This window comes from Frigoribacterium sp. CFBP9030 (assembly GCF_034045195.1).
GTDB lineage: Bacteria > Actinomycetota > Actinomycetes > Actinomycetales > Microbacteriaceae > Frigoribacterium.
The window spans coordinates 49,592-73,757 of sequence record NZ_JAXCWG010000009.1 but is presented as its reverse complement, the minus strand read 5'-3'; the positions used below and the strand labels follow the sequence as shown (position 1 = coordinate 73,757).

At 70.8% G+C, this 24,166-nt stretch carries 27 protein-coding genes and 1 tRNA gene; 11 read left to right on the top strand and 17 right to left on the bottom strand.

Features of this window, described 5'->3' with window-relative positions:
• Positions 1–2: 2 nt before the first annotated feature.
• From SOM13_RS10995 to SOM13_RS10985, 3 genes are all read right to left on the bottom strand, one after another.
• Entirely contained in the window at positions 3–566 is a 564-nt protein-coding gene (locus SOM13_RS10995) for a hypothetical protein (protein ID WP_320479743.1), read from the bottom strand.
• Positions 566–1,132: an alternate-type signal peptide domain-containing protein gene (locus tag SOM13_RS10990; protein ID WP_192060662.1), complete on the bottom strand. Its 567-nt coding sequence runs from the start codon at positions 1,130–1,132 to the stop codon at positions 566–568. The genes SOM13_RS10995 and SOM13_RS10990 overlap by 1 nt, the downstream gene beginning before the upstream one ends.
• 301 nt (positions 1,133–1,433) lie before the next feature.
• Positions 1,434–1,811 carry a helix-turn-helix domain-containing protein gene (locus tag SOM13_RS10985; protein ID WP_320479742.1) on the bottom strand — a complete coding sequence of 126 codons (378 nt, stop codon included), beginning with the start codon at positions 1,809–1,811 and terminating at the stop codon, positions 1,434–1,436.
• 90 nt (positions 1,812–1,901) lie between these two features.
• On the opposite strand from SOM13_RS10985, the gene SOM13_RS10980 reads away from it, so the two are divergent.
• Entirely contained in the window at positions 1,902–2,552 is a 651-nt protein-coding gene (locus SOM13_RS10980; RefSeq protein WP_320477891.1) for an NAD(P)-dependent oxidoreductase, read from the top strand.
• 49 nt (positions 2,553–2,601) lie between these two features.
• Here the strand turns inward: SOM13_RS10980 and SOM13_RS10975 are convergent, their stop codons facing one another.
• The gene (locus SOM13_RS10975; RefSeq protein ID WP_320479741.1) at positions 2,602–3,165 is read right to left on the bottom strand and encodes a hypothetical protein; all 564 of its coding nucleotides are present in this window, start codon (positions 3,163–3,165) and stop codon (positions 2,602–2,604) included.
• 145 nt (positions 3,166–3,310) lie between these two features.
• Positions 3,311–4,258 (bottom strand): GlxA family transcriptional regulator, encoded by a 948-nt coding sequence (locus tag SOM13_RS10970; RefSeq protein WP_320479740.1) that lies wholly within the window; start codon positions 4,256–4,258, stop codon positions 3,311–3,313.
• Between the two features lie 129 nt (positions 4,259–4,387).
• Here SOM13_RS10970 and SOM13_RS10965 point away from each other — a divergent pair, with 129 nt between their 5' ends.
• The 3 genes from SOM13_RS10965 to SOM13_RS10955 all read left to right on the top strand — a co-directional run bounded on the left by SOM13_RS10965 (position 4,388) and on the right by SOM13_RS10955 (position 7,338).
• Positions 4,388–5,026: an isochorismatase family protein gene (locus SOM13_RS10965; protein WP_320479739.1), complete on the top strand. Its 639-nt coding sequence runs from the start codon at positions 4,388–4,390 to the stop codon at positions 5,024–5,026.
• Positions 5,027–5,152: 126 nt separating this feature from the next.
• Positions 5,153–6,040 (top strand): helix-turn-helix transcriptional regulator, encoded by an 888-nt coding sequence (locus tag SOM13_RS10960; RefSeq protein WP_320479738.1) that lies wholly within the window; start codon positions 5,153–5,155, stop codon positions 6,038–6,040.
• Positions 6,041–6,126: 86 nt separating this feature from the next.
• The gene (locus SOM13_RS10955) at positions 6,127–7,338 is read left to right on the top strand and encodes an MFS transporter (RefSeq protein ID WP_320479737.1); all 1,212 of its coding nucleotides are present in this window, start codon (positions 6,127–6,129) and stop codon (positions 7,336–7,338) included.
• Positions 7,339–7,426: 88 nt separating this feature from the next.
• Here SOM13_RS10955 and SOM13_RS10950 read toward each other — a convergent pair whose 3' ends face one another.
• The 5 genes from SOM13_RS10950 to SOM13_RS10930 all read right to left on the bottom strand — a co-directional run bounded on the left by SOM13_RS10950 (position 7,427) and on the right by SOM13_RS10930 (position 10,676).
• Positions 7,427–7,549 carry a hypothetical protein gene (locus tag SOM13_RS10950; RefSeq protein WP_256415638.1) on the bottom strand — a complete coding sequence of 41 codons (123 nt, stop codon included), beginning with the start codon at positions 7,547–7,549 and terminating at the stop codon, positions 7,427–7,429.
• Between the two features lie 400 nt (positions 7,550–7,949).
• Complete coding sequence (locus tag SOM13_RS10945) at positions 7,950–8,534, bottom strand: DUF1349 domain-containing protein (protein WP_320479736.1); 585 nt, start codon at positions 8,532–8,534, stop codon at positions 7,950–7,952.
• A gap of 68 nt (positions 8,535–8,602) precedes the next feature.
• Positions 8,603–8,824, bottom strand: coding sequence for a hypothetical protein (locus SOM13_RS10940; protein WP_192060672.1), 222 nt, complete (start codon positions 8,822–8,824; stop codon positions 8,603–8,605).
• 159 nt (positions 8,825–8,983) lie between these two features.
• Positions 8,984–10,105, bottom strand: coding sequence for a Fic family protein (locus tag SOM13_RS10935; protein ID WP_320479735.1), 1,122 nt, complete (start codon positions 10,103–10,105; stop codon positions 8,984–8,986).
• Positions 10,106–10,319: 214 nt separating this feature from the next.
• The gene (locus SOM13_RS10930; RefSeq protein ID WP_320479734.1) at positions 10,320–10,676 is read right to left on the bottom strand and encodes a VOC family protein; all 357 of its coding nucleotides are present in this window, start codon (positions 10,674–10,676) and stop codon (positions 10,320–10,322) included.
• Between the two features lie 335 nt (positions 10,677–11,011).
• Here SOM13_RS10930 and SOM13_RS10925 point away from each other — a divergent pair, with 335 nt between their 5' ends.
• From SOM13_RS10925 to SOM13_RS10915, 3 genes are all read left to right on the top strand, one after another.
• On the top strand, positions 11,012–12,058 hold the full coding sequence (locus tag SOM13_RS10925) for an NAD(P)-dependent alcohol dehydrogenase (RefSeq protein ID WP_192060675.1): 1,047 nt from the start codon (positions 11,012–11,014) through the stop codon (positions 12,056–12,058).
• Between the two features lie 209 nt (positions 12,059–12,267).
• On the top strand, positions 12,268–13,104 hold the full coding sequence (locus tag SOM13_RS10920) for an alpha/beta hydrolase (RefSeq protein WP_320479733.1): 837 nt from the start codon (positions 12,268–12,270) through the stop codon (positions 13,102–13,104).
• A gap of 126 nt (positions 13,105–13,230) precedes the next feature.
• On the top strand, positions 13,231–14,538 hold the full coding sequence (locus SOM13_RS10915) for an alpha-amylase family glycosyl hydrolase (RefSeq protein WP_320479732.1): 1,308 nt from the start codon (positions 13,231–13,233) through the stop codon (positions 14,536–14,538).
• Positions 14,539–14,612: 74 nt separating this feature from the next.
• Here the strand turns inward: SOM13_RS10915 and SOM13_RS10910 are convergent, their stop codons facing one another.
• Positions 14,613–15,767 (bottom strand): MFS transporter, encoded by a 1,155-nt coding sequence (locus SOM13_RS10910; protein ID WP_320479731.1) that lies wholly within the window; start codon positions 15,765–15,767, stop codon positions 14,613–14,615.
• Between the two features lie 222 nt (positions 15,768–15,989).
• On the opposite strand from SOM13_RS10910, the gene SOM13_RS10905 reads away from it, so the two are divergent.
• A complete protein-coding gene (locus SOM13_RS10905; RefSeq protein WP_320479730.1) occupies positions 15,990–16,334 on the top strand; it encodes a carboxymuconolactone decarboxylase family protein in 345 nt (114 codons plus the stop codon).
• Positions 16,331–16,732, top strand: a complete 402-nt coding sequence (locus tag SOM13_RS10900; protein WP_320477900.1) for a cupin domain-containing protein — start codon at positions 16,331–16,333, stop codon at positions 16,730–16,732. Before SOM13_RS10905 ends, SOM13_RS10900 begins: the two co-directional genes overlap by 4 nt.
• A gap of 59 nt (positions 16,733–16,791) precedes the next feature.
• Here the strand turns inward: SOM13_RS10900 and SOM13_RS10895 are convergent.
• The 6 genes from SOM13_RS10895 to SOM13_RS10870 form a co-directional block, all read right to left on the bottom strand.
• Positions 16,792–16,861 (bottom strand) — tRNA-Arg (locus tag SOM13_RS10895).
• 136 nt (positions 16,862–16,997) lie between these two features.
• The gene (locus SOM13_RS10890) at positions 16,998–17,465 is read right to left on the bottom strand and encodes an RbsD/FucU family protein (RefSeq protein WP_192060680.1); all 468 of its coding nucleotides are present in this window, start codon (positions 17,463–17,465) and stop codon (positions 16,998–17,000) included.
• Between the two features lie 81 nt (positions 17,466–17,546).
• Positions 17,547–18,602, bottom strand: a complete 1,056-nt coding sequence (locus SOM13_RS10885; RefSeq protein ID WP_192060681.1) for an ABC transporter permease — start codon at positions 18,600–18,602, stop codon at positions 17,547–17,549.
• Complete coding sequence (locus tag SOM13_RS10880; protein WP_320479729.1) at positions 18,595–20,202, bottom strand: sugar ABC transporter ATP-binding protein; 1,608 nt, start codon at positions 20,200–20,202, stop codon at positions 18,595–18,597. The genes SOM13_RS10885 and SOM13_RS10880 overlap by 8 nt, the downstream gene beginning before the upstream one ends.
• Positions 20,199–21,095 carry an ABC transporter substrate-binding protein gene (locus SOM13_RS10875; protein ID WP_320479728.1) on the bottom strand — a complete coding sequence of 299 codons (897 nt, stop codon included), beginning with the start codon at positions 21,093–21,095 and terminating at the stop codon, positions 20,199–20,201. The genes SOM13_RS10880 and SOM13_RS10875 overlap by 4 nt, the downstream gene beginning before the upstream one ends.
• A gap of 268 nt (positions 21,096–21,363) precedes the next feature.
• Complete coding sequence (locus SOM13_RS10870) at positions 21,364–22,311, bottom strand: sugar phosphate isomerase/epimerase family protein (protein WP_192060684.1); 948 nt, start codon at positions 22,309–22,311, stop codon at positions 21,364–21,366.
• 185 nt (positions 22,312–22,496) lie between these two features.
• Between SOM13_RS10870 and SOM13_RS10865 the strand changes: the two genes are divergently transcribed.
• Positions 22,497–23,453: a ribokinase gene (locus SOM13_RS10865; protein WP_320477903.1), complete on the top strand. Its 957-nt coding sequence runs from the start codon at positions 22,497–22,499 to the stop codon at positions 23,451–23,453.
• On the top strand, positions 23,401–24,156 hold the full coding sequence (locus SOM13_RS10860; RefSeq protein WP_192060686.1) for a DeoR/GlpR family DNA-binding transcription regulator: 756 nt from the start codon (positions 23,401–23,403) through the stop codon (positions 24,154–24,156). The genes SOM13_RS10865 and SOM13_RS10860 overlap by 53 nt, the downstream gene beginning before the upstream one ends.
• The last annotated feature ends 10 nt before the right edge of the window (positions 24,157–24,166 follow it).

Here is a 24,166-nt window from a genome sequence, read left to right as displayed (position 1 = left end):
GGTCAGACCTGCGTTCCGGTGAGACGCAGGGCGAGGGCGAGGTCGCCGAGTCCCTGCGAGGTGCTCCGACCGTCGTCGCCCATCGCGACGGAGACGCAGAGCGTGCGGGACTCCCCCGCGGCGAGGACGACGCTGGTCGGCGCCGACGCGGCGGCAGGTCGAGCGGTCGCGGTGCCCGACCAGACGGAGGCCGCGCGGCCCGCCCGGCAGTCGGTCGCCGAGTTCGCCGTGCCCAGCCCAAGCAGCAGGGCGGGCACGGGCGCCGTGTCGGCGTGGACGCTCGTCACGGTCGCCGCGGCCACCCCGAGCGAGAGCCCGACGGTGCCGGTGTTCGTCGCCGTGACGGGGCCGCGCAGGGTGAGCCCGGGGTAGAGCGGGTCGGCGGGCAGGGCGAGCGCGTCGAGGGTCAGCGACGCCGACCCCGACGTCACGACGACAGGACCGTCGGAGGTGCTGGCCGAGTCGCTGAGTCGGGCCGACGAACCGCCCACCTCGCCGAGCGACACGACGGCCGCCACGACGGTCGCGACGACCCCCACGACGAGCCACGTGCCGCGGGCGCCCACTAGATCTGGGTCAGGGTCACGGCGACGGCCCCGAGGTCCACCGAGCCGAGCTGCGTGTCGTTCTCGAAGCCGACCGTGGTGCTCTTCGGGAACTCGATGGTGACCGCCACGGTGACGTCCTCCTCGAGGCCGTCGCGCCCGGTCACGGTCACGGCGTCGGGGGTCGTCGTGATGCCGTCGCCGGTGGCGGTCAGCTGGGCCGTCGACGAGAGGTAGTCGGCGAGCGCCACGTCGGACGACGACGTCGAGCTGGCCTCGATCGAGGCGGGGTCGAGGGTGAAGGCCGCGTTCAGACCGTCTCCGTGCGCGGTGACGGTCATGTCGCGCGAGTAGACGACGACGTCGCCGGGCACGATCGGGTAGCCGGCGATGGTCGACTGCGGTGCGCCTCCGTTGACCGTCCAGGTGGCGGCCTCGGCGCTGGGTTCGACCTCGAGGCCACCGGAGACGATCGTGCCGCCGGCCGTCTCGGCGCTGGTGTTCCAGAGCGCGAACGTGCCCGCGCCCCCCAGGAGGAGGGTGACGCCGGTGGCGGTGGCGATGGTGCCCTTGACGATGGTCTTCATGGTGCGGTCCTTCCGGGCGGCACGGGTGCCGTCGGCTGGTGTCCCGGCTCCTGGCGACCGTGGTCGGCTCCACTCGGTTCAGGGAGAGGGCGACCGTCGGGAGGAGGCACTTGAGATGCCGCGGGAGGCGGCACAGGCAGGGGACGGTATCTGCATGCAGGACCGGTGGATCCACCGGGATGTCTGCTTATCTCAACCATCTCACGGATCGGTGCGATCGATGCGGATGCATCGGAAGCGCAGGCCGATTGCCAGGGTCACTCCGGCGGGCGGGTGCCGATCGGGACCCGACCCGCGCCTCCTAGGCGATCCGCTCGTCGTATTCGCCCCAGGCCTCTCGCACGTCGCCGAAGTGCTCGATCGACCATTCTTCGAGGGCCTTGAGCGGCGCGCAGAGGGTGCGACCGGCCGTCGTGAGCTCGTACTCGACGCGGGGCGGCACCTCGGCGAACACCGTGCGGGTCACGAGCCCGTCGCGCTCGAGACCGCGCAGCGTCTGCGTCAGCATCTTCTGCGAGATGCCCGACACGCTCTTGCGGATCTCGGTGAATCGATGCGGGCCCGCCTCGAGGGTGCCGACGATCAGCACCGTCCACCGGTCGCCGATGCGATCGAGCACCCGCCGCGTGGGGCAGCCGTCGGCGTAGGGGTCGAGCGTGAGAGAGGGGTCGGTTACCAAGAAGTGCCTACTTCCCAAAAGTGACTAATGGTTCTACCGTAGCCGTGCGACCCCGCAGCGGGGAAGCCCCAGCACAAGAAGGAGCACGCCATGAGCACCATCACCGTCGTCGGAGGAACCGGCTACGCCGGCAGCGCCATCGTCCGCGAGGCCGCATCGCGCGGTCACGAGGTCGTCTCGTTCAGCCGTTCCGTCCCCGCCGAGGAGGCGCGGGTCGACGGCGTCCGCTACGAGACCGGTTCGATGCTCGACGCCGAGGCCCGCCTCCGTGCCGTCACCGGCAGCGACGTCGTGGTCTCGTCGCTCTCACCCCGCGGCGAGCTCGACGGGAAGATCGTCGAGGCCGATCTGGCCCTCGCCGCCCTCGCGGCCGAGCACGGCGTCCGTTTCGGCGTCGTCGGCGGCTACAGCTCGCTCCGTCTCGAGGAGGGCGGCCCGCGTCAGGCCGACACCGATCAGCTGCCCCCCGAGTTCGCGAGCGAGGCCAAGCAGATGAACGAGGTGCTCGAGCTGCTCGGCGGCACGGACGACAGCCTCGACTGGTTCTTCGTCTCGCCCGCCCAGCTGTTCGGCGCGTACGCCCCCGGCGAGGCGCGCGGCGAGTACCGCACCGGCGGCGACCTGGCCTTCACCGACGCCGAGGGCGTCTCGGCCGTGAGCGGGCAGGACTTCGCGCTCGCGATCGTCGACGAGATCGACACCCCGAAGCACCGCCGCGCGCACTTCAGCGTCGCCTACTGAGCGTCGCCTGGCGGGCATCATCTGACGGGCGTCGCCTGACGGGCGTCGCCTACTGAGCGTCGCCCTGCAGGTCGGCCACGCGGTCGCCGGCGACCCGCTCGTCGAGCGCACGGTCGTCGGCGCCGCGGTCGTCGACGGCGCTGCCGTCGAGCGCGCGGGTCGCCGCCTCCGTCACGTCGCGTGCGAGCGCGATGGCGTCCACCCGCAGCAGACGGGCCGCCCGCGACCTCGACACGTCGAAGGCCACGGCGAGGGCGGAGGCGGTGTAGCCGGCCGCGCCGAGTTCGCGTGCGATGCGTCGCTGCTCGACCCGCGCCTCCTCGTCCGGGAGATCTGGTCGGGTCGCGGCCACCCAACGACGCCGTGCGTCGTCGGGGATGTCGATCACGAGGCGCACGTCGATGTCCTCCGGGCGGAGGGCCAGCCAGAGGGCGGCCAGCTCGCGGGCCTCGTCGACCAGGGTGTCGACGTCGACCACCGAGCCGTGGGCGGTGAACGTGCCGGTGGTGCGGACGCCGCCCTCTGCGCCGGATCCGGTCACGACGACCGTCCATGACGTGGGCGTCGGCCGCACCGCGCGGGCCTGGACGGACCTTCTGCTCGGGGTGGTCATGTCGGGACGCTCCTGTCGTGGACGCCGATCGACGGTGAGACGGCCTGATTCTGACGACGGGCCCGAGTCGTGACGCTGTCGGTGCGCTTCGGGCCGCACCCCCATTAGACCCCTTCTCGCGACCACCGGGTTCTGACACGCCCCGTCACGCCCGGGCGTCGAACCGGCGTCGGTAACTCGACGGCGTGCTGCCGAAGGCGCTCGCGAAGTTCTGCCGCAGCGTGACGGGGTTGCCGAACCCGCACGACGCGGCGACCTGGTCGATCGGGAGGTCGGTCGTCTCGAGCAGGCGTCGCGCCTCGTCGAGGCGTCGTGATCGCACCCAGGCGGCCGGTGTCGTCCCGGTCGACGCCCGGAACGCCCGCACGAACGTCCGGCGACTCAGCCGCGCCTCCGACGCCAGACGGTCGACGCCGAGTTCGTCGCCGAGATGCTCGAGGGCCCAGGCGGTCGCGACCGCGATCGGATCCGTCGCCGCATGCTGCGCGACGGGTCGCTCGATGTACTGCGCCTGACCGCCTTCGCGATGCGGTGCGACGACCAGGCTGCGGGCCACCCTGTTCGCGGCCTCCGCCCCGAGGCGGGTCCGCACGACGTGCAGGCACGCGTCGATGCCGGAGGCGGTGCCCGCCGAGGTCAGCACGTCGCCGTGGTCGAGATAGAGGACGCCCGGCTCGACGGTGATCCCCGGGTGCCTCCGCGCCAGCCCCTCGACGGCGTGCCAGTGGGTGACCGCGCTGCGACCCTCCAGCAGGCCGAGGTCCGCCACGGCGAGGGCGCCGAGGCAGAGACCGACGATCGTCGAACCCCGGTCGTGCGCCGCGAGCACGACCCGGCGCAACGCGGCGCCGGGCTCGCGGCCGTCGTCGACCCACGACGGGACGACGATCAGATCGGCGTCGGCCACGGCGTCGAGACCGGCGACGCCGCCGAGCGAGTAGCCCTCGGCGGTCGTGATCGAGCCGGCCCGCTCGGAGAACAGCGTCGTCCACCATGGTCCGAGCCCCTGGCGGGCGACCTCGTCGAAGACGATCTGCGGCACCGACAGATGGAACATGGAGACGCCCTCGAAGGCGTAGACGGCGATCTTCACGGGCGGACCTCCTCGATGGCCTGGATCCATCGTATCGACGCACACGGGCCACTCGTGCGAGGCGCCCCCCGCGAGGAGGATCGTCGGTGGATCGCATCCCGCGCCGACGCCCTCGAACAAGGAGCCCCCATGACCACACCGAACCGCGCCCTCATCGTCGTCGACGTCCAGCAGGAGTACTTCGCCGGCCCGCTCGAGATCCAGTACCCCTCCGTCGACGACTCGCTGGCCCGTGTCGCCGAGGCCATCGACGCCGCCTCGGCCGCCGGCATCCCCGTCGTGGTGTTCCAGCACACGTCGGGCGAGGGCTCCCCCGTATTCGATCCGAGCACCGAGGCGTTCGCCCTGCACCCCGAGATCGAGGGGCGTCGCCGCTCCGACTGGAAGTCGATCACCAAGCAGTACAGCTCGGTCTTCGCCGACACCGACCTGCTCGACTGGCTGCACGAGAACTCGCTCGACACCGTCACCCTGGTCGGGTACATGACGAACAACTGCATCCTCGCCTCGGCCGCCGGGGCCGAGGCGGTCGGCATCACCGCCGAGGTGCTGTCCGACGCGACGGGCGCCATCAGCCTCGGGAACGACGCCGGCCACGTCGACGCCGAGACCGTGCACCGCACCCTCATGGCCCTCCTCGATTCGAACTTCGCGGCCGTCGCCACGACGAAGGGGTGGACGACCGCGGTGTCGGCGGGCCAGCCGCTCGCCGCGAGCAACCTGCCCGAATCGGCGACGGCGGGCGCCGCGCGCTTCCCCCGCGGCTGAGCGACGAGGAGGCGCGGCCCGCCCGCGCCGGCGCCCGCGCCGGCCCGTCTCCGCTCGCCCGACCCACCGGACGGGGGTTCCGGCAGGGCCTGGCTGGGCCTGACGGGCGGCCCTAGGGTCGTTGACATGGATGAACGAGCCGAGGTCCGCGAGTTCCTCGCTTCACGCCGGGCACGGCTGTCGCCCGAGCAGGCGGGCGTCGTCAGCGCCGGCGGGCGTCGACGCGTCCCCGGGCTGCGCCGTGACGAGGTCGCCCGTCTGGCCGGTGTCAGCGTCGACTACTACACGCGTCTCGAGCGGGGGAACCTCGGCGGGGTGTCCGACAGCGTCCTCGACGCGATCTCCCGTGCCCTCGGGCTCGACCAGGCCGAGACCGACCACCTCCACGACCTCGCCAAGGCGTTCGCCCCGTCGCGCCGCAGGCCGCCCGTCGGCTCCGATCTGAAGATCGCCCAGTCGCCCGTGCAGCACATGCTCGACGCGATGACCGGCGCGCCCGCCATGGTGACGAACACCCGCATGGACCTCGTCGCCGCCAACACGCTCGGCTTCGCCCTGTACTCCGACATGTACCGCGGCACGCTGCGCCCCGGCAACCACTCGCGCTACATCTTCCTCGACCCGGGCGCGCACGACTTCTACCCCGACTGGGAGCGCGCGGCCAACGTCAACGTCGCCATCCTCCGCCGCGACGCCGGGCGCAACCCCCACGACGCCGGGATCGCCGCGCTCGTCGGCGAGCTCTCGATCCGCAGCGACGAGTTCCGCACCCGCTGGGCGGCGCACGACGTCCGCCGCCACTACACCGGCGCGAAGCAGTTCCGGCACCCGGTGGTCGGCCTGCTCGAACTCGACTTCCAGGCGATGGAGCTGCAAGACACCCCGGGCCACTCGCTCACCGTCTACACGGCCGTGCCCGGCTCGCCCTCCGACGAAGGGCTCAGGCTCCTCGCCTCGTGGGCGGCCACCGAGAGCATCGTCGAGCGCGCCCGCGCGATCGACACCGTCTCCTGACCCTCGACCCTCCGCCGCACCGCGGCATCCCCCACCACCGGGCACGCCCCGAGGAGGCGCGGCTCCGCGCCCGAAAGGACCTCACGATGACCACCGCGCCCGTCCCCACCCGCTCGACCCGCGCCTCCGGCCCCACCGCGCCCGTCGACCGTCTGCCGCTGCTCTCGCTCGTCGTCCTCGCGACGATGGGGTTCATCCTCGTCGCGATGGAGACGATGCCGGCGGGTCTGCTGCCCGTCATCGCGGACGGCCTCGACACGAGCGAAGGCGCCGTGGGTCTGCTCATCAGCGCCTACGCGCTCGGCACTGTGCTGGCGACCGTGCCGGCCATCGCGCTCACCCGGGGGATGCGACGCAAGCCGCTCCTCCTGATCGCCATCACCGGGCTGGTCGTGGCGAACACCGTGACGGCGCTCTCGCCCGTGATCGCGCTCGCCCTGGTGTCGCGGTTCGTCGCCGGGGCCTTCTCGGGCGTGATCTGGGGCATGCTCGCCGCCTACGGCCGCCGCATCAGCCCGCCGAGCCGCGCCGGTCTCTCGCTCGCCGTCGTCTCGGCCGGCGCACCCGTCGGCTTCGCGTTCGGCACGCCGCTCGGCTCGTGGCTCGGCATGACCTTCGACTGGCGCTGGTCGTTCGGCGGATTGACCCTGATCGGCGTCGTGGTGTTCGCGCTCGTGGCCGCGGTCGTCCCCGACGCCGCACCGGCACCCGAGGGGGCGCGCCTGTCGCTCGGGCGCGTGTTCCGCATCCCCGGCATCGCGGTGATCCTCGCGGTGATCGCCGCCTGGATGCTCGCGCACAACACGATCTACACGTACGTCTCGCCGTACCTGCGGGCCGGCGGCTCGGGGCTCGGAGTCGACGTGATGCTGCTGATCTACGGCGTCGCCTCGATCGGCGGGATCGTCGTCACCGGGGCGCTGCTCGACCGGTACCCGCGGGCGCTGCTGCACGGCAGCGTCGCGCTCTTCGTGGTCGCCGGGGTGATCCTGCTCGCGGGTCACGCGTCGGTGCCGGCCGTCGTCGCCGCCGCGGTGCTCTGGGGCGTGACGTTCGGCGGGGCGTCGGCTCAGCTGCAGGCGGCCCTCACGACCGTCGGCGGAGACAACGCCGACGTCGCGAACGCGTTCCTGCCGGTGGCGTTCAACGTGGCGATCTTCTTCGCCGGCATCGTCGGGGCGGCTCTGCTGACCGCGACCGACGGGCTCGTGCTGCCTGTGCTGATGATCGGGTTCGGGGTCGTGGCGTTCGCGCTGACCGTGTACGGGCGGCGCGACGCGTTCCCCGCGGCACTCTGACCGTCGCTGGGTCGCCCGCGACGAAGGCCCTGCCGAACGTTCGGGAGAGCCTTCGCCCTGGCTTCATCGCCTGCGGTGATGCGCGGGACTACGGGCGGATCAGCACCCTGAACGCCTCGTGGGAGTCCATCAGTTGGCAGCCCTCCGCGATCTCCCACAGGCGCACTTTGCGGTCGAACACGCGGCCCGGGTCGATGGTTTCGTCGAGCACCTGAAAAGTGGAGCTGACGATCGACTGGGGAGTGCTCGACGCCAGGTACGACTACACAGCCATCGTCTGAATGTCGGAACCGGGATCACCGTCGCAGAAGGGGCTGTCGCGTCTGGCTGACCCTCTGAGAGTTGGTCGAAGTCGTTTGGTCGGCGTAAGACACGGCGCGAGCTAGTCGCACCGTCCTCTGTTTAGGGGGGCTCTCCTCGATGCAAGCATTCGGCCACGCTCCAAGCACCCTCGGACCAACATCTCGTCGGGGCCGAGGATAAGACGAGGAAAGTTGAACCCGTACTGCGTCTGCTCGCCGTGGATGAAGCGGAGCTCGTCCGGGGAGTCGAAATCGATGGTGCCCGAGACCTGGATGGTGGTGCTGGTGCCACGACCCTAGCCCGAGCGGTCAGTCCTCGGGGTGCAGGCTCTCATCGGCGGGCATCGTCCTCCATGCGGTGAAGTGCACGGTGAGGTCGGCGCGCGACGGGGCGCAGCAGAAGGGGCCGGCGCTCGCCGCGGCATCGGGAGCGAGCGGGGCGACCCGCACCAGACGCCAGGGCTCGGCGTCGACCCGCGCCCGGACCGTGAGCGCATCCCCCGAGCGGCTGGCTCGGATCGTCACGGTCCGGCCGGTCCAGTCGACCGGTGACAGCGACCAGTCGGACTCTCCTCGCGTCACCACGGCACCGAGGCTCTGCTCGCCGTCGCTGAGCTCCACCCCGGCCTTGACCCAGGTCTCGGGGTCGACCGAGACGAAGAGGCCGGCCTGATCGAACTGGGCGGCGAAGTCGAGCACGAACGACACCTCCATCGCCGTGCCCTGCGGGAAGGGCGCGATCAGGGCGTGCTCGGTGTCATGGACGAACCCGTACGAGGTGAGGCGCCAGGCGTCGCTGCCCTCCGTCGCCGTGACCCGCATCCCGTCGACGGCGACGGCGACCGCTGTCGGCTCGGTGGTCCAGGTGCCGGTGGTCCAGGCGATGTCGGTCATGGCGTCCTCGTTCTCGGTGGTCGTCGGGGGTGACGGCGGCAGCGGCGGCAGCGGTGGCGCCGGCGGCCTCAGCGCTCGTGCGTCGGGGCGTCGCCGGCCTGGAGGGCGGCGTGCTGCCTCTCGACGCGTCGGTTCACGGCCATCGCCCGCAGCCCGACCACGATCGAGAACGAACCGCTGACGATCATCAGCACGCCCAGGAGGCCGCTGTCACCTCGCGTGAGCAGCGCACCGCACACGACCACCACGGCGGAGAGGATGAGCTGCAGGGTCGTCCATGTCGTCGTCATCCCTCGACCCTACGAGCCTCCGACCGCGAGCGGCTCGCCCGCACGGCGGAGCGCGCGGCGGAGGCGCGGCGCTCAGACCCCAGGAGGTGGCCAAGACCCCAGCGCGCAGGCGGGGGTCTCGGCGACCCGCTGGGGTCTCGGCGTCTCAGCGGACGTGCGTCACGCCCCCCGCAGTCGGGTGATGCGCTCGCGGATGCGGGAGTCGAGATCGTCGAACTCGTCGAGGACGTCCATCGCCGCGTAGGCCCGGCCGCGGACGCGCTCCGTGACGGCTTCGACGATGTGGTTCTCCGCCAGCACCTCGACGCCGCGATACACGCTCCGCTCAGGGAGGTCGCGCAGCTCGTCGACGAGCTGCTCGACCGTGAAGACGGGCAGCGTCAGCAGAACGGGCAGGATCCGGTCGGCTGCACTGCCTGCCCGAGGTCGGGCCTGTTCCCGCCAGTCCTCCACGTACCGGGCGAATCGGCGCGCAGTGCCTCGCGCCTCACGGGCCGCGGTCTCGACAGAGAGCGCGAGGTCGGTGACGATCGGCGCGACGTCGCCGGTGCGGTAGGCGGTGAGCAGCGAGAAGTAGTGGGTCGTGTCCGCAGCGAGGGCGCTCGCCACAGGCAGCACCGTGTGCGGCGTCACGCCGCGGCGGCGGAGGATCGCCCCGATGAGCGCCCGGCCGATGCGGCCGTTGCCGTCGGTGAACGGGTGGATGCTCTCGAACTGCGCGTGGGCGATCGCCGCCTGAGTGATCGGTTCGACGTCGGCCCGGTTCGAGAAGACGACCAGATCGCGGAGGAGGGCGGGGACGTCATCCGGGGGCGGCGGGACGTAGAGCGCGTTCCGCGGGGAGTGCTGCGAGCCGCCGATCCAGTTCTGCACGTCGCGCACGCGTCCGGCGTACGGGCGCTCGGTCACGTCCGGGTCGTCTCGCATGAGCGCCCCGTGCGCGGTGAGGATCTCGTCGAGCGCGATGGTCGCACCGGAAGCAGCGATGAGCTTCGTGATGGCGGCCCCGGCGGCCACCATCGACATCGCCGAGTCGTTCTCCTTCAGGCCGCCGATGGCCCGTGCGAACGCGAGGGGCGATGCCTCGACGTGTTCGATACGACTCGAGGCCACCGACTCCATGCGGATCAGGAAGCCGGCGAGCGGGCTGAGCACACCGTCGGCGACCCGCTCGAGGTCGGTCGCCTCGTGGCGGGCTCGAGAGAGATCGCGACTTGAGACGACGGGTACCTCGAGATCGGCGATCATCGGGGGGATCGACGCCCGGACCTCGGAGAGCATCCGGTCTTCCCGCGTGCCGCGGCGGCTCGCGCTAGCCCAGGGCACGGTTCGCGTCGTGTGGGCCGGCCACTCCGCCATCGGGCATCCTCTCGTCGACGACCGAACTCATGATGACAGTTGTCGAGTCTAGATGACAATAGCGAGGAGGTCGTCGCCGCTCGGTGCCGGCGCGGTGCCGGTCCGACCGACACCGCGCCTCCTGCAGGCCCCGAGGTCAGTCGGTCGGGGGCGTGTAGAACTGCAGGTCGTTGCCCTCGGTGTCCTTGAACGGCAGGATGCGGCCCCACGGGTGCTCGCTGATCGTGCCGGTCACGTCGGCGCTGCGCGACTGCAGGTCGGCCAAGGCGTCCTCGAGGGTGCCGTCGGGCTGGAACGTGATGACCGCGCCACCCTCGCTCGACGCCGCGGCCTCCTCGCGACCGTTCAGGCCGATCATCAGGCCGTTCGCGTCGATCTCGGTCCAGTCGTCGCTCTCGTTCGTCACCGTGAGACCGAGTGCGTCACGGTAGAACGCCGTCGCCCGCCCCATGTCGGTCACGGGCACCCACACTGTTGCCACTCCGCTTGCCATGTCGACTCCTTCGTCCGCCACCGGAATGCCCGATGCAGCGTCTGATCCTTGCTACGCCCCGCACCGTGCGAGCCGTGTCGCTAGTCAGGGCACTTTCCCATCCGGAGGCGTGTCTCACGGGGGCCGTCGCTCTGCCGGGCCACCCGCAGGAGGCGCGGTGCCGGTCGGACTCGCACCGCGCCTCCTGCAGGCCGTCTCCTCGGGGGGCCCTCTCAGGGCCACCCACGGTCGGCGCGGGAGCGTAACGTCGCAGACGGAGGGCCCGTCGTCGAGCACCGTGTTCCGACCCGCCCCTCGAACCCCCGCGAACCGAACCCACCACCCCCAGGAGAACCATGCGCACCGTCAACGCCTACGCGGCACCGTCCGCCACCGAGCCCCTCGTCAAGACCACCATCGAGCGCCGCGACGTCGGCCCGAAGGACGTCATGATCGACATCGCCTACGCCGGCATCTGCCACAGCGACATCCACACCGTCCGCGGCGAGTGGGGCGAGATCCAGTACCCGCAGGTCGTCGGTCACGAGATCGTCGGCACCGTCTCGGAGGTCGGCTCCGAGGTCACCAAGCACAAGGTCGGCGACCGCGTCGGCGTCGGCTGCATGGTCAACTCGTGCGGCGAGTGCGAGTACTGCAAGCGCGGCGACGAGCAGTACTGCGCCAAGGGCAACGTCGGCACCTACACGGGCGTCGACCCCGCCGACGGCACCATCACGCAGGGCGGCTACTCGCAGGCCGTCGTCGTCACGGAGGACTTCGTGCTCCGCGTGCCCGAGTCGCTCGACTACGACAAGGTCGCCCCGCTGCTCTGCGCCGGCATCACCCTGTACTCGCCCCTGCACCACTGGGGCGTGACCGAGGGCACCAAGGTCGCCATCGTCGGCATGGGTGGACTCGGCCACATGGGCGTCAAGATCGCCGCCGCCCTCGGCGCCGAGGTCACCGTGCTGTCGCAGACCACCTCGAAGAAGGACGACTCGCTGCGCTTCGGCGCCAAGGCGCACTACGCGACCAGCGACGAGCAGACCTTCACCGACCTGGCGAACTCGTTCGACCTGATCATCAACACCGTCTCGGCGAAGGTCGACATGGGCGCGTACCTCGGTCTGCTGGCCGTCGACGGCACGCTCGTCAACGTCGGCGCCCCGTCCGAGCCGCTCGAGGTGCCCGCGTTCGCGCTCATCCCCGCGCGTCGCAGCTGGGCCGGTTCGGCCATCGGCGGCATCCGCGAGACGCAGGAGATGCTCGACTTCTGCGCCGAGCACGGCATCGTGCCCGAGACCGAGCTCATCGACGCCGACCAGATCAACGAGGCGTACGAGCGCGTGCTGAAGTCCGACGTCCGCTACCGCTTCGTCATCGACGCCGCGACGTTCGCCTGAGCCCAGGCCCGGCGGCCCGGGGCTTCCGAGCTCCGGGCCCCGAGCTCTCGGCCCGGGGCCCAGGCTCCGAGGCTCCGTCCTCAGTGCCCGAGCGATAGGCACCGGTTATCCGCATTGCGCAACCCCGACAGCCGGCTGACCGAACCGTCAGCCGGCCCGGGTACGAACGTGGGGGAAGGCCGCAGCAGCGGCCGGGAAGGCACAACCTCATGACTGAGATCACCGCCCACCACGGGCTCTTCAAAGACACGAACCTCCACGTCGACGACTTCGGCGGCTCGGGACGCACCGTCGTGCTCATCCACGGCTGGCCCCTCTCCGGCGAGTCGTGGAGCAAGCAGGTCCCCGCGTTCCGCGACGCCGGCTACCGCGTCGTCGCCTACGACCGCCGAGGCTTCGGACGCAGCGACAAGCCGAAGACCGGTTACGACTACGACCACCTGACCGAAGACCTGCACACGGTCCTCACCGAGCTCGACCTGAACGACGTCACGCTCGTCGGGTTCTCGATGGGCGGCGGCGAGGTCGCCCGCTACTTCACGAAGTACGGCACCGAGCGTCTGCACAGCGTCGTCTTCGCCTCGGCCGTCCCGCCGTACCTGATGAAGACCGACGACAACCCCGAGGGCCCTCTCACCAAGGAGGCGGCGGCCGACATGACCGCCGGCCTCACCAAGGACGAGGACTCCTTCTACGACGAGTTCACCACCGGCTTCTTCTCGGTCGACGGCGTGCTCAAGGTCTCCGAGGCCGACCGCCAGGACGCCCTGCGTCTCGCGAAGCAGGCCGACAAGGCCGCCGCGCTCGAGGCCATGGCCTCGTTCGCGAACACGGACTTCCGTGACGACCTCGCCAAGGTGACCGTGCCCACGCTGGTCATCCACGGCGACGGCGATGCGACGGTCCCCTACGAGGGTTCGGGTGCTCGTACGCACAAGGCGATCGCGGGCTCCGAGCTGCACGTCATCGCGGGCGCGCCTCACGGCGCCAACGTGAGCGACGCCGACGAGTTCAACCGCGTCGTGCTCGCCTTCCTCGCGAAGTAGCACTGCTCGCTGAGTAGCACTGCACCCCAGGAGGCGCGGTGCCGGTCCTCGAGACCGGCACCGCGCCTCCTCGGTTCCCGGCCCGCGCCGGGCCGCCGTCGAGCCGCGACCCGTACGGTGGCAGAGGTGAACAGCTCGCAGCACACCATCTGGTGGCACGTCTACCCGCTCGGCTTCGCAGGTGCGGACACGACCGGGGCGGATCGCTCGCCGGCACCGCGCCTCCTCGACCTCGTGCCCTGGCTCGACCATCTGCTGGCTCTCGGTGCGAACGGACTCGCCCTCGGGCCGGTCTTCGAGTCGTCGACGCACGGCTATGACACGATCGACTGGCTCGCGGTCGATCCGCGTCTCGGGATCGAGGCCGACCTGGTCACCCTGATCGAGGCGGCGCACGCGAAGGGCGTGAAGGTGATGCTCGACGGCGTCTTCAACCACGTCGGGCCCGAGTTCCCGGCGCTGATCGAGGCGCGGAACGACCCCTCGTCGCCGGCGGCCTCGTTGTTCCGCCGTGACGACGACGGCAGCCTGGGCACCTTCGAGGGCCACGGCGGGCTGATCGCGCTCGACCACGACTCGCCCGAGGTCGCCCGTCTGGTGACCGAGGTGCTCACCTACTGGGCCGACCGCGGCGTCGACGCCTGGCGACTCGATGCGGCGTACGCGGTGCCGTCGACGTTCTGGGCGACCGTGCTGCCGGTGCTGCGCGAGCGCCACCCCGACGTGTACGTGGTCGGCGAGGTGCTGCACGGCGACTACGTCGCGGCGGTGGCCGACGGCGGTCTCGACAGCGTGACGCAGTACGAGCTGTGGCAGGGCGTCTGGCACGGGCTGAACGACGTCAACCTGCACGAGCTCGAGTGGGCCCTGCAGCGCCACGACGGGTTCCTCGACCACTTCGTGCCGCTCACCTTCGTCGGCAACCACGACGTCACCCGCATCGCGAGTCAGATCGACGACGACCGGCACCACGACCACGCCCTCGCGCTGCTCTTCACGCTCGGCGGCACGCCGTCCGTCTACTACGGCGACGAGCTCGGACTCCGGGCCCTGAAGGAGGAGCGGGTCGGCGGCGACGACGCCGTGCGCCCGGCGTTCCCCCCGGCGCCCGTCGACGCCCCGGGTGTCGGCGTGCCCGGCGCCCTCCCCGAGGTCCTCGCCCTCCACCAGCGACTGATCGGCGTGCGACGCCGGCACCCGTGGCTGCACACCGCCCGCAGCCGCACCGTCTCGGTGTCGAACGAGACGCTCGTGCTCGAGGTCGTCGGCGACGGGCCGGGCGAGGCGCTCGTCGTGGCGCTGAACCTGGGCGACGACGAGCTGCGCGTGGCCGAGCCGGCGCCGGGCGAGTGGCTGGCCGGCCGCGACGCGGGGCTCGACGGCGACGTGCTGTCGGTCGGGCCGCACGGCTGGGCGGTCGTCGCGCGACGCTGAGGCACGGGCGCGGTGCGGGCGCGTGCGCAGGCGCGGGCGGGGTGCGGTCGTGCGGCATGGGGTGCGGTCGCCGACTAGTCGTCATGGTCACGAGGTCCATGCGGAGCGGAAGAGGCCGCGGCGTTCAGGGCGCGCACCGCGCGGGGCGCCATGGCCGCCGCGCAGGCGCCGACGACCAGGACCACCGCGACGGTGACGACACGGGGCTCCAGGGCGAGGGTGGCCCCGCCCGCGACGGCGCCGATCGCCCCGCCCAGCAGCGCTGCCGCCTCGTAGGTGCCGAGGGCCTCGCCGACGCGGCCGTCGGCCGACCCCGTCACGAGCTCGAGCTCCACGGGCTCGACCAGCGCCCAGGCGGAGCAGGCGAGCACCCAGGCGATGCCGATGGCGAGGGGCTGGTCGACGAGGAACAGCGCCGCCGAGGCCACCGTGCTGGCGGCGGTGGCGAGCGCCAGCGTGCGGGGGGCGCCGAGGCGGGCTGCCAGGCGTCGCCCCGGGACGGGCAGCAGGGACCACACGACGAGGCCGGGGAGGAAGGCCAGGGCGATCGCATCGACGCCGAGCCCCTGCCCCTGCAGCTTGAGGAGGACGGCGAGGCCCACCGCGCTCTCGACGAGGGCGACGACGGAGACGAGAACGAGCAGAGGCAGGAGGCGACGTCGCAGCGCCCGCGACGCGACGCGGTCGCGCTCGGTCACGGTGCGACGGTGGTCGAGCCTCAGCAGGGCCGCGCAGCAGGCGAGGGCGGCCGCGGCCCCGAGGGCGAAGACGCCCCTGCTGCCCACCAGCCCCAGGGCGGACAACCCGACCACGTAGCCGACCCAGGTGCCGGTGGCCTCGCTGGAGGTGAGGCGGGCGAAGACGGCGGGCTCGTCGGCGGAGCCCTCGGCCACCATCGCCCGCACGGGCACGCGGAAGAGACTCGCACCGAGGCCGGCGACGGCAGCGGACACGATGGCGGTCGGCACGTCGGGGCTGAGCGCGTACCCGGCGGCCCCGAGCGCGAGCGTGGCGGCGCCGAGGGCGGCGACGCGGTTCCTGGCTCTGGTGTCGGCGAGGCGTCCCGCCGCGGCTCGGGCGAGGAAGGACACCACGAGCTCCACGCCGACCACCACGCCGACGAGCGTCGACGAGGCACCGAGCGAGGCCGCAGCCCAGAGCGGCACGAGGAACCCCAGCACCTCCACCACGCCACCCACGGCTCCGGCCGTGGAGAGCGAGGTGGACACCCGCCTCGACGTCGTGAGATCCGCGCCCACGAGCATCACCCCCGATCGGGCGAAAGTCTGGCACGCAGCGCCGGGCCGGACCATCCGCCGAGCGACGGAGGCGTGGAGCGGCCCTCGTGGGGTGCCACAGCAGTGCCCCCCAGCTGTTCTCCGCAGGGCGTTCGCTGGAGATCGCGGCCATGAGACGTGGTCGTCGACGACGAGAAGTTGAGGAGAACGACCGTGGCAGAACAGCCGAAGCAGGTCGGGGGTGGACGGAACATGTTCGGCGACTTCGCCCCGAAGCTCGCCGCCCTCACCGACGACGTCCTGTTCGAGGACGTCTGGAACAGACCCGAGCTCTCCGCCCGGGATCGGAGCCTCGTGACCGTCGCCGTCCTCGCCGCCGGTGGGCACACGGGGCAGCTCGAGTTCCACCTGGGCCGCGCCGTCGAGAACGGCGTGACCCAGGAGGAGCTGATCGAGGACATCACCCACGTCACCCTCTACGCCGGCTGGCCGAACGGCATGGCCGCCATGGGGGTCGCCAAGAAGCTCTTCACCACAGAAGACCAGGAGAAGTCGTGAACATCGAGCCCGCCACTCCTACGAGCAAGAACCCGCCCGAGCAGTTCGCCGGCGACGTCTGGCTCGACCCGATCGCGCTGCCCCACGAGGACGGCCAGCACATGGTCGTCGCCACCGTCCGCTTCGCCCCGGGCGCCCGGACCGCGTGGCACTCCCACGAGAAGGGCCAGTACCTGCGCGTCACCGCCGGCGTCGGCCGCTTCGGCACCCGCGACGGCCAGATCATCGACGTCCACCCCGGCCAGACGATCTACACCCCGCCCGGGCAGGAGCACTTCCACGCCGCCGCCCCCGGTGTGTTCATGGAGCACATCGCGATGCTCGAGAACGGCGACGACCCCGCCACGACCACCACCTGGCTCGAGCACATCACCGACAGCGAGTTCGACGGCGGCTAGGTCGGCGAAGTCGCACGAAAAAGGCGGCCCACGTAGTGGACCGCCTTTTTATTGTGTGCACCTGGAGGGACTCGAACCCCCGACCTCCTGATCCGTAGTCAGATGCCTGGGAGGGTTGCCGTTACGGCAAGAACTGGCAGTCGCTCACTGCGGGCCTGAATGCCGTCGGGCAGGTCACACCGACCCCGGCCCGACGACCTCTCGGCGGCCTCGTGCTCCGCCGTTCGACGCGATCACCGAAGTAGAGACCGGCGGCGACGGCGGATCACGACGACACGGAGCCGCGGTCGACGTCGATGACGCCTTTACGGAGGATGAAGCAGCCGTACGGGCCAGGGTCCGACGTCCGGACGACGGCGAAGGACCGGCGAGCCGCGGCGTAGAAGTCGAACCGTTCCACTGCCTCCACGGTGACCGGGTGGCCGGTGATCCCGTCGAGCGTGGCTTGGAACTCCAGTTGCACCGGCACGAGGCGCTCAGGGTCGTCGACGACTGCCATCCTCTTGACGGGGGCTTCGACGAACGTGTCGAGAGGCATCAGCGAGAGGATCGCAGTACAGGCTCGAGGGAGGTCGCAGCCAGCGAGGTCGACGACCTTGCCGTGGGTCGTGTGGGCCGCGATGGAGGCTGCCGGGTGGTTCACGTCGCAGAGGAGCAGATCGTCTCCGTGCCCCATCGACATGAGGACGAACAGCAGCTCGGCGGTCAGTGCACTGTCGATGCCCTTGAGCATGACGACTCCTTCGGTGAGTGGTGGCTGGACGGGACGGCGGAGGGGTCAGGGCGCCTGTGGCACCTGACCCCGCCGCCATGGTCACTCCCGGGCAGCGGCGCGGGTGTTGAGCTGGTCGAACGCGACCGCGACGAGGATCAGCAGGCCGATCGCGATCTGCAGGTAGAACGAGTTCACCGCGAGCAGGTTGCCGCCGTTGTTCAGGACCCCGATCAGCAGCGCGCCGCAGGCGGCGCCGATCGCGCTTCCCCGTGCGCCGGACAGGCTGGCCCCGCCGATGACGCAGGCCGCGATTGCCTGCAGCTCGAAACCGGTGCCGGCTGTCGGGACTCCCGCCCCGAGGCGGGAGGTCAGGAGGACGCCCCCGACGGCGGAGAGCAGGCCGGCGATGCCGTAGACCGTGATGGTCACCAAGCGCACCGGGACGCCGGCCAGGCGGGCCGCTTCCGGGTTCGAGCCCACGGCGTAGACGTACCGGCCGAAGACGGTGCGCTTGAGGACGAAGGCCGCGATCGCCGCGATGACGACGAACAGGATCAGCAGGTTCGGGATGCCGGCGACCGAACCGTTGGCGATGGTCTGGAACTCCTCGGGCAGGCCCTGGATCGTGTTGGCGTCGGTGATGACGAGCACGACTCCTCGAGCGATGCCGAGCATGCCCAGGGTCGCGATGAAGGGCGGGAGCTTGAACCTCGTCACGAGCAGGCCGGTGATGATGCCCAGCACGGCGCCGACCAGGGCCCCGAGGAGGAGCGCGAGGGGGATCGGGACCCCCGCGACGAGCAGCTGAGCAGTGACCGCGCCGGCCAGGCCGAGGATCGACCCGACCGAGAGGTCGATGCCGCCGGTGAGGATCACCATCAACTGGCCGATCGCCAGGATGCCGAAGATGGACACCTGCCGGGCGAGGTTCGCGAGGTTGTTGCCGGTCAGGAAGTCGTCGCTCGCGAGCGTCAGGGCGCCGAACACGACGAGGAGGACGATGAGCACGCCGCTCTCGCGGCCGGCGATGCTGCCGAGGGTCGTGACCCGCGGCTTGGACGACGCGCGGGCGGCTGCGGCCGCGGCGTCGTCGCCGTTCCGCACCACCCGGATGGTCGTGGTCTCGATGGGTTCGCGCCACATCAACTTAGGCATGGGGGACTTCCTCGATGTTCTGTCGGGTGACCGGGTCGGAGTGGGGGTCGTGGCTGAGCGGCGTGATGCCGTGCAGGTGGTCGGAGGGGTCGTCGACCCCGCCGCTGGCGAGGCGGAGCACGTCCTCCTCGGAGGCGCCGCCCGGCAGCTCACCGGCGACGGCGCCCTCGCGGAGGACGACGACGCGATCGGCGAGGCCGAGCAGCTCAGGGAGGTAGGACGAGACGACGATGACGGCGAGTCCGCGGCGGGCCAGGTCGTTGATGACGTCGTAGAGCTCGCCCTTGGCGCCGACGTCGATGCCCTTCGTCGGCTCGTCGAACATGATGACCTTGGGCTTGGTCAGCAGCCAACGTGCGAGGAGCACCTTCTGCTGGTTGCCGCCGGAGAGCGTCGAGACCGGCTGGTCGTAGGAGCCGGCGCGGATGCGCAGACTGTCGAGCAACGCGTCGGCCTCGTCTGACTGGGCCTTGCCGGGCAGCAGCCCTCGGCGGGACCCGACCCGGAGGCTCGCGATCGTGACGTTCTCCCGGATGGAGAGCTCCGGCAGCAGGCCGAGCACCTTCCGGTCCTCGGTAAGCAGGGCGACGCCGGCGTCCATCATCGTGCGCGGGCCGTCAGGCCGGACGACGGCGCCGTCGATCAGGATGTCCCCCGATGCGACGGGCTCGGAGCCGAAGACGCTGAGCAGCAGCTCGCTCCGCCCCGAGCCGAGCAGGCCGCCGATGCCGAGGATCTCGCCGCCTCGAGCCTCGAGGTCGACGGCAGGGCTGTCCGGCGTGCGCCGGAGGGCGCGGAGGCTCAGGCGGGCGGGATAGACCTCTCGTGCCTCATCCGGGTAGAGCGACGACACTTCCCGGCCGACCATGGCGTTGATCAGGGTGTCCTCGGTGTAGTCGCTCATGGGGCCGCTCTGGGACAGCTCGCCGTCGCGCAGCACCGTCACCCAGTCACCGATCGCGAACATCTCCTCGAGCCGGTGCGTGACGTAGAGGATCGCGACGCCCTCGCGTTTGAACTTGCGGATCTGGTCGAGCAGACGGTCCGACTCGGCCTCGGTCAGCGCCGTGGTCGGCTCGTCGAAGACGATGACCTTGACCGCGTCGGCCGTGACGACCTTGGCGACCTCGACAAGCTGCTTCGTCGCTGCCGGCAGCCGCTCGACGATGACGTCGGGGTCGACGTCGGCGAGGCCGAGCGAGTCGAGGACGAACCGGCACCGGTCGTGCAGGTCACGGGCCCGGATCACGCCGGAGCGTGACGGCAAGCGGCCCATGAACATGTTCTCGCCGACGGACAGGTGCGGCAGGAGGCTGAGCTCCTGGTAGACGGCCTGGACGCCCGCGGTGCGGAGGGCCCCCGGGGAGGCGGTGGTCACGGTGGCCCCGTCGATGTCGTAGTCACCCGAGTCTCGGTGCACGGCACCGGTCAGGACTCTGATCAGAGTCGACTTGCCGGCACCGTTCTCGCCTGCCAGGCAGTGCACCTGACCGGGGACGAGCTTCAGCGAGACACCGCTGAGGGCCTGGACGGCACCGTAGGCCTTGGAGACGTCGGTGAGCTGCAGGACCGCAGTGCCCTCGGGCTCGCGGACGGTCATCCGTTGGTCTCGGCAGTCTGCGGCTCGAGGAGCGACTTGATCTCGGGGCTGTCCATGTTGTCGCGGTCGGCCACCGCGACGCCGGGGTCGAGGCTGGCCGGCGGGATGCGGCCCTGGGTCGCCATCGCGGCCTCGACGACTCCCTGGTAACCGAGGAACCACGGGTTCTGCACGACCAGGGCGTCGATGCTGCCGTCGGCTAGGGCCGCGTTCTCCGCCGGGTCGGAGTCGAACGCGACCACGGCGATGTCGTCGGCGGCGTCGTTGTCCTTGATGGCGGTGGCCGCGCCGACGCCCGAGCTGTTGTTGTCCGCGAAGACGCCCACGAGGTCCGAGTTCGCCGAGATCGCGTCGTTCACCTGTGAGGCGGCGGTGCCGATGTCGTTGTTGTTGTAGCTCTGCAGGCTGGAGTCGATGTCGGGGCAGTCGGTCGCGAGGCCTGCGCGGAAGCCGGCGTCACGGTCCTGGTTGGCCTCGATGCCGGCGATGGGCGCCTCGACGAGGACCTTGCCGGTGGTGGTGCCCTGCTCGGTGAGCAGCTGGCACATGCGCTCACCGGCGGCCGTGCCGGCGAGGATGTTGTTCGTGCCGATGTGGCCCTCGATCTCGGCCGTGACCTTCGTGTCCGCGGTGATGACCTTGATGCCCGCCTCGCGGGCGGTGTCGATCGAGGCGTTAAGGGCCTCGCTGGAGCTCGGGGCGATGAGGATCGCGTCGGCTCCGCGTGAGACGGAGTTCTCGACGAGCTGCACCTGGCCGGCGATGTCCGTCTCGGAGGTGGGGCCGAAGGTGTTCACCTCGATGCCGTAGTCGGCTGCCGCCGCCTCGGACCCGGCGAGGAGGGTCTGCCAGTAGGCGGAGTCGCTGGCGCGGATGATGACGTCGACCTTCACGCCGGCCGCCGCGCCTCCGTCCCCACCTCCGCTCGAGGCGGCTTCGGAGACCGTTGCCCGGCCGCCGACGACGCCGAGAACGAGGGCGACGAGGGCGATCGCCGCTACGAGGGACAGGGAGAAGACAGTTCTAGATCGCGCCATTGCGTGTCCACCTAGGTGTGAGAAGGGTTCGGGTGTTCGTGTTCGAGGTGTTCTGGGAGGGGCCGGTGCCTCGCTCGACGGGGACCGTCGCGGGCACCGGCCCGGGAGCCTGGTGGCTCGTGGGTCAGGCGGTGTGGCCTGCGGGGGTGATGCTCAGCAGCTGGTTGCGGAGGCGCTGTGAGGCGATGCCGTCGGCCTGGTCGATGACCGAGGTGATGTGGTCGACGCCGACGGCCTCGATCTTCGCGATGAGGAGCTCGACGGTGGCGCGGTTGGTCTCCGCCTCCTCCTGTGCGTCTTCGCGGATCGGGAAGGTGTCGAAGTAGATGACGCCGTCGTAGTCGTGGCGGAGCAGGTAGTACAGGAACTCGATCGTCTCGAAGGGGTGGATCGAGCCGATCATGAGCCCGTCGTCGTGGTCGTTGTTGCCGTCGTTGAGGTGGACGCCCCAGAGCTTGCCCTCGGCGAGGAGGAGCGCGGCACCGAAGCCGGGAGCGTCGCCAGCCATGAGCATGTGGGCGAAGTCGAGGGTCGCGCCGACGTTCGGCCGGTCGATGAGCTGGAGGACGTGCAGGGTCTGGCCGACGCTGCGGATGACGGAGTGGACGCGTTCCTCGTAGGGCTTGTACTCGATGCTGATGCGGACGTCGGGGCGGTAGTCGGCGAGCTCCTGGAAGGCCTCGACGATGCGGCCGAGGTCACGCGCGTAGTCCTTCTGGAACGTGTAGTCGAAGCCGTCGAAGCCGAGCCAGACCGTGACGAGGTCGCTGCCGCCGAGGGCCGCGGCGTCGATGCCCGCCTTCGTGAGCTCGATGGCCTCGCGGCGCACCGCCTCGTCGCGGTTGCTGTACTCGCCGTGGACGAAGTCCTTGCGGAACCGCATGGCGACGCTGTTGAGGGTCAGTCCGAGCTCGTCGAGGAGGGGCTTCATGTCGGCGGGCTCGATGCCGACGAAGTGCTCGGGGTAGTTGAGGTCGACGTAGTCGATGCCCTTCGTCGCGCTGATGCGACGGAGGGCTGCGGCGGTGTCTCCACCGGCGATGAACGAGTTGAGGCGCGTGGCGAACTTCATGAGGGAGACCGTACGGAGCATGATCACTATTGTCAAGCGTTGTCATTTTTGGTCAACCGCGATCGCCCAGCAGGCGTTGTTTAGTCCGTAGATTCAACTCTCGGTGCTTTGACAACGATTGTCACGCTCGCCTAATGTCAAGCCAGGCGACGCTGTGTCGTCGGCACGATGGAGTGGAGAACGGCATGACGGCGAACGCCATCGTGGTTATCGGGAGCATCAACTACGACCTGATCGTCAGTCAGGATCGACTCCCCCGCCGCGGTGAGACGCTCGTGTCGACCGGCTTCCGCAGCGACTTCGGCGGCAAGGGCGCGAACCAGGCGGTCCAGGCGGCGCGACTCGGCGCCCGAGTCCAGTTCGTGGGTGCGGTGGGCGCGGACCACTACGGGGCGATGTGTCGCGCGAACTTGGAGCGCGAGGGCGTCGAGTGCCGTCTGCGCCCGACGGACGCGGTGAGCGGCCTGGGACTCGTGAACGTCGTGGGCGACGGGGAGGTGCACGCGACGATCGTCGAGGGCGCCAACGCCGTCGTGACCGGTGACTGGGTCGACGCCGCCGCCGACCTCGTCACCTCCGCCGCGGTCGTCGTGCTGCAGAACGAGGTACCGGCCTCGGCGAACGACCGCGCGGTTGTCCTGGCGGCAGCAGCTGGCGTGCCAGTCATCTACAACGCGGCACCAGCCAGGCCCGTGCCGCTCGCGACGACCCGCGCCTGCACGTGGTTCGTGGTGAACGAGGACGAGGCCGCCGAGTACCTGGGGCACGCCCTCGGCGACGTCGCCGACGACGACGCCATGCGTGCAGTCATCGAGGAGCTGACGTCCTTCTGCGCGAACGTCGTCCTGACCCTGGGCAGTCACGGCTGCTATGTTTCTGCAGATCGGCGAGTGGAGTTCGTCGGGGCCGTGGAGGCCCGGGCGGTCGACACGACAGGCGCAGGTGACTCCTTCATCGGCGCGTTCGCCACGGCGATCGCTGACGGGGTCGACCCGTTCCAGGCGTCCCAGACGGCGGCCCTGGTCGCCTCGATCACGGTGGCGGGGATGGGTGCCCAGTCCAGCATGCCGACACGGGAGGAACTCGACCATGAAGTCGTTCGCGAGACACCAGCTGATCCTCGACCGGGTCGCGCTGGGTGACTCGATCCTCATCGACGACCTCGTCACCGCGACGGGCGCGTCCCCCTCGACCGTGCGCCGCGACATCCGCGAGCTCGAGCGCTCCGGCCAGGTCGTCAGCCTGCGCGGGGGCGCCATCCGTGCCGAGGAACGCGCGGCGGAGCTGCCGGCGGCCCTGAAGTCGCAGATCAACCGCGACGAGAAGGTCGCCATCGCCCGCGCCGCCGCCGCGATGGTCGTCGAGGGCGAGACGATCTACGTCGACTCCGGCACGTCGCTGACCGAGTTCATGATCGCGCTCCCCAACATCGGTGTCCACGTCATCACGTCGAACACCCAGGTTCTCGGGATGGTGCCGCGCCCCAGGGTCACCGTCACGGCGCTCGGGGGCGACTACCTCCCCGACATCGGCTCCGTGGCCGGCACGATGACCGACCGCCAGCTCGAGGATCTCTACTTCGACCGTGCGTTCATCGGCGTCACCGGCATCGACGTCGCTGCGGGCGTCACCACCTTCGACATCCGAGAGGCCAACAAGAAGCGCATCGTGCAAGCGCACAGCCGCGAGACCGTCGTGCTCGCCGACAGCAGCAAGTTCGACGTCGTCTCGCTCTGTCGCTCGTTCAGCTTGTCGGTGTGCACGGTGGTCAGCGATCTCCGCGCGCCGGTTCTCGAGGCAGCGAGGTCGTTCGTGGTCGCACCGGTCAGGGACGTCGGGGCCTGACCCCGAGCGT

Bases quoted from the DNA above. Each gene is read 5' to 3' on its own strand.
- SOM13_RS10935 (WP_320479735.1), bottom strand. From the start codon at position 10,105: ATGCTCTCCGAGGTCCGGGCGTCGATCCCCCCGATGATCGCCGATCTC.
- SOM13_RS10870 (WP_192060684.1), bottom strand. From the start codon at position 22,311: ATGAAGTTCGCCACGCGCCTCAACTCGTTCATCGCCGGTGGAGACACC.
- SOM13_RS10890 (WP_192060680.1), bottom strand. From the start codon at position 17,465: ATGCTCAAGGGCATCGACAGTGCACTGACCGCCGAGCTGCTGTTCGTC.
- SOM13_RS10885 (WP_192060681.1), bottom strand. From the start codon at position 18,602: ATGCCTAAGTTGATGTGGCGCGAACCCATCGAGACCACGACCATCCGG.
- SOM13_RS10930 (WP_320479734.1), bottom strand. From the start codon at position 10,676: ATGGCAAGCGGAGTGGCAACAGTGTGGGTGCCCGTGACCGACATGGGG.
- SOM13_RS10960 (WP_320479738.1), top strand. From the start codon at position 5,153: ATGGATGAACGAGCCGAGGTCCGCGAGTTCCTCGCTTCACGCCGGGCA.
- SOM13_RS10980 (WP_320477891.1), top strand. From the start codon at position 1,902: ATGAGCACCATCACCGTCGTCGGAGGAACCGGCTACGCCGGCAGCGCC.
- SOM13_RS10865 (WP_320477903.1), top strand. From the start codon at position 22,497: ATGACGGCGAACGCCATCGTGGTTATCGGGAGCATCAACTACGACCTG.
- SOM13_RS10925 (WP_192060675.1), top strand. From the start codon at position 11,012: ATGCGCACCGTCAACGCCTACGCGGCACCGTCCGCCACCGAGCCCCTC.
- SOM13_RS10860 (WP_192060686.1), top strand. From the start codon at position 23,401: ATGAAGTCGTTCGCGAGACACCAGCTGATCCTCGACCGGGTCGCGCTG.
- SOM13_RS10945 (WP_320479736.1), bottom strand. From the start codon at position 8,534: ATGACCGACATCGCCTGGACCACCGGCACCTGGACCACCGAGCCGACA.
- SOM13_RS10990 (WP_192060662.1), bottom strand. From the start codon at position 1,132: ATGAAGACCATCGTCAAGGGCACCATCGCCACCGCCACCGGCGTCACC.
- SOM13_RS10965 (WP_320479739.1), top strand. From the start codon at position 4,388: ATGACCACACCGAACCGCGCCCTCATCGTCGTCGACGTCCAGCAGGAG.
- SOM13_RS10940 (WP_192060672.1), bottom strand. From the start codon at position 8,824: ATGACGACGACATGGACGACCCTGCAGCTCATCCTCTCCGCCGTGGTG.
- SOM13_RS10920 (WP_320479733.1), top strand. From the start codon at position 12,268: ATGACTGAGATCACCGCCCACCACGGGCTCTTCAAAGACACGAACCTC.
- SOM13_RS10880 (WP_320479729.1), bottom strand. From the start codon at position 20,202: ATGACCGTCCGCGAGCCCGAGGGCACTGCGGTCCTGCAGCTCACCGAC.
- SOM13_RS10975 (WP_320479741.1), bottom strand. From the start codon at position 3,165: ATGACCACCCCGAGCAGAAGGTCCGTCCAGGCCCGCGCGGTGCGGCCG.
- SOM13_RS10955 (WP_320479737.1), top strand. From the start codon at position 6,127: ATGACCACCGCGCCCGTCCCCACCCGCTCGACCCGCGCCTCCGGCCCC.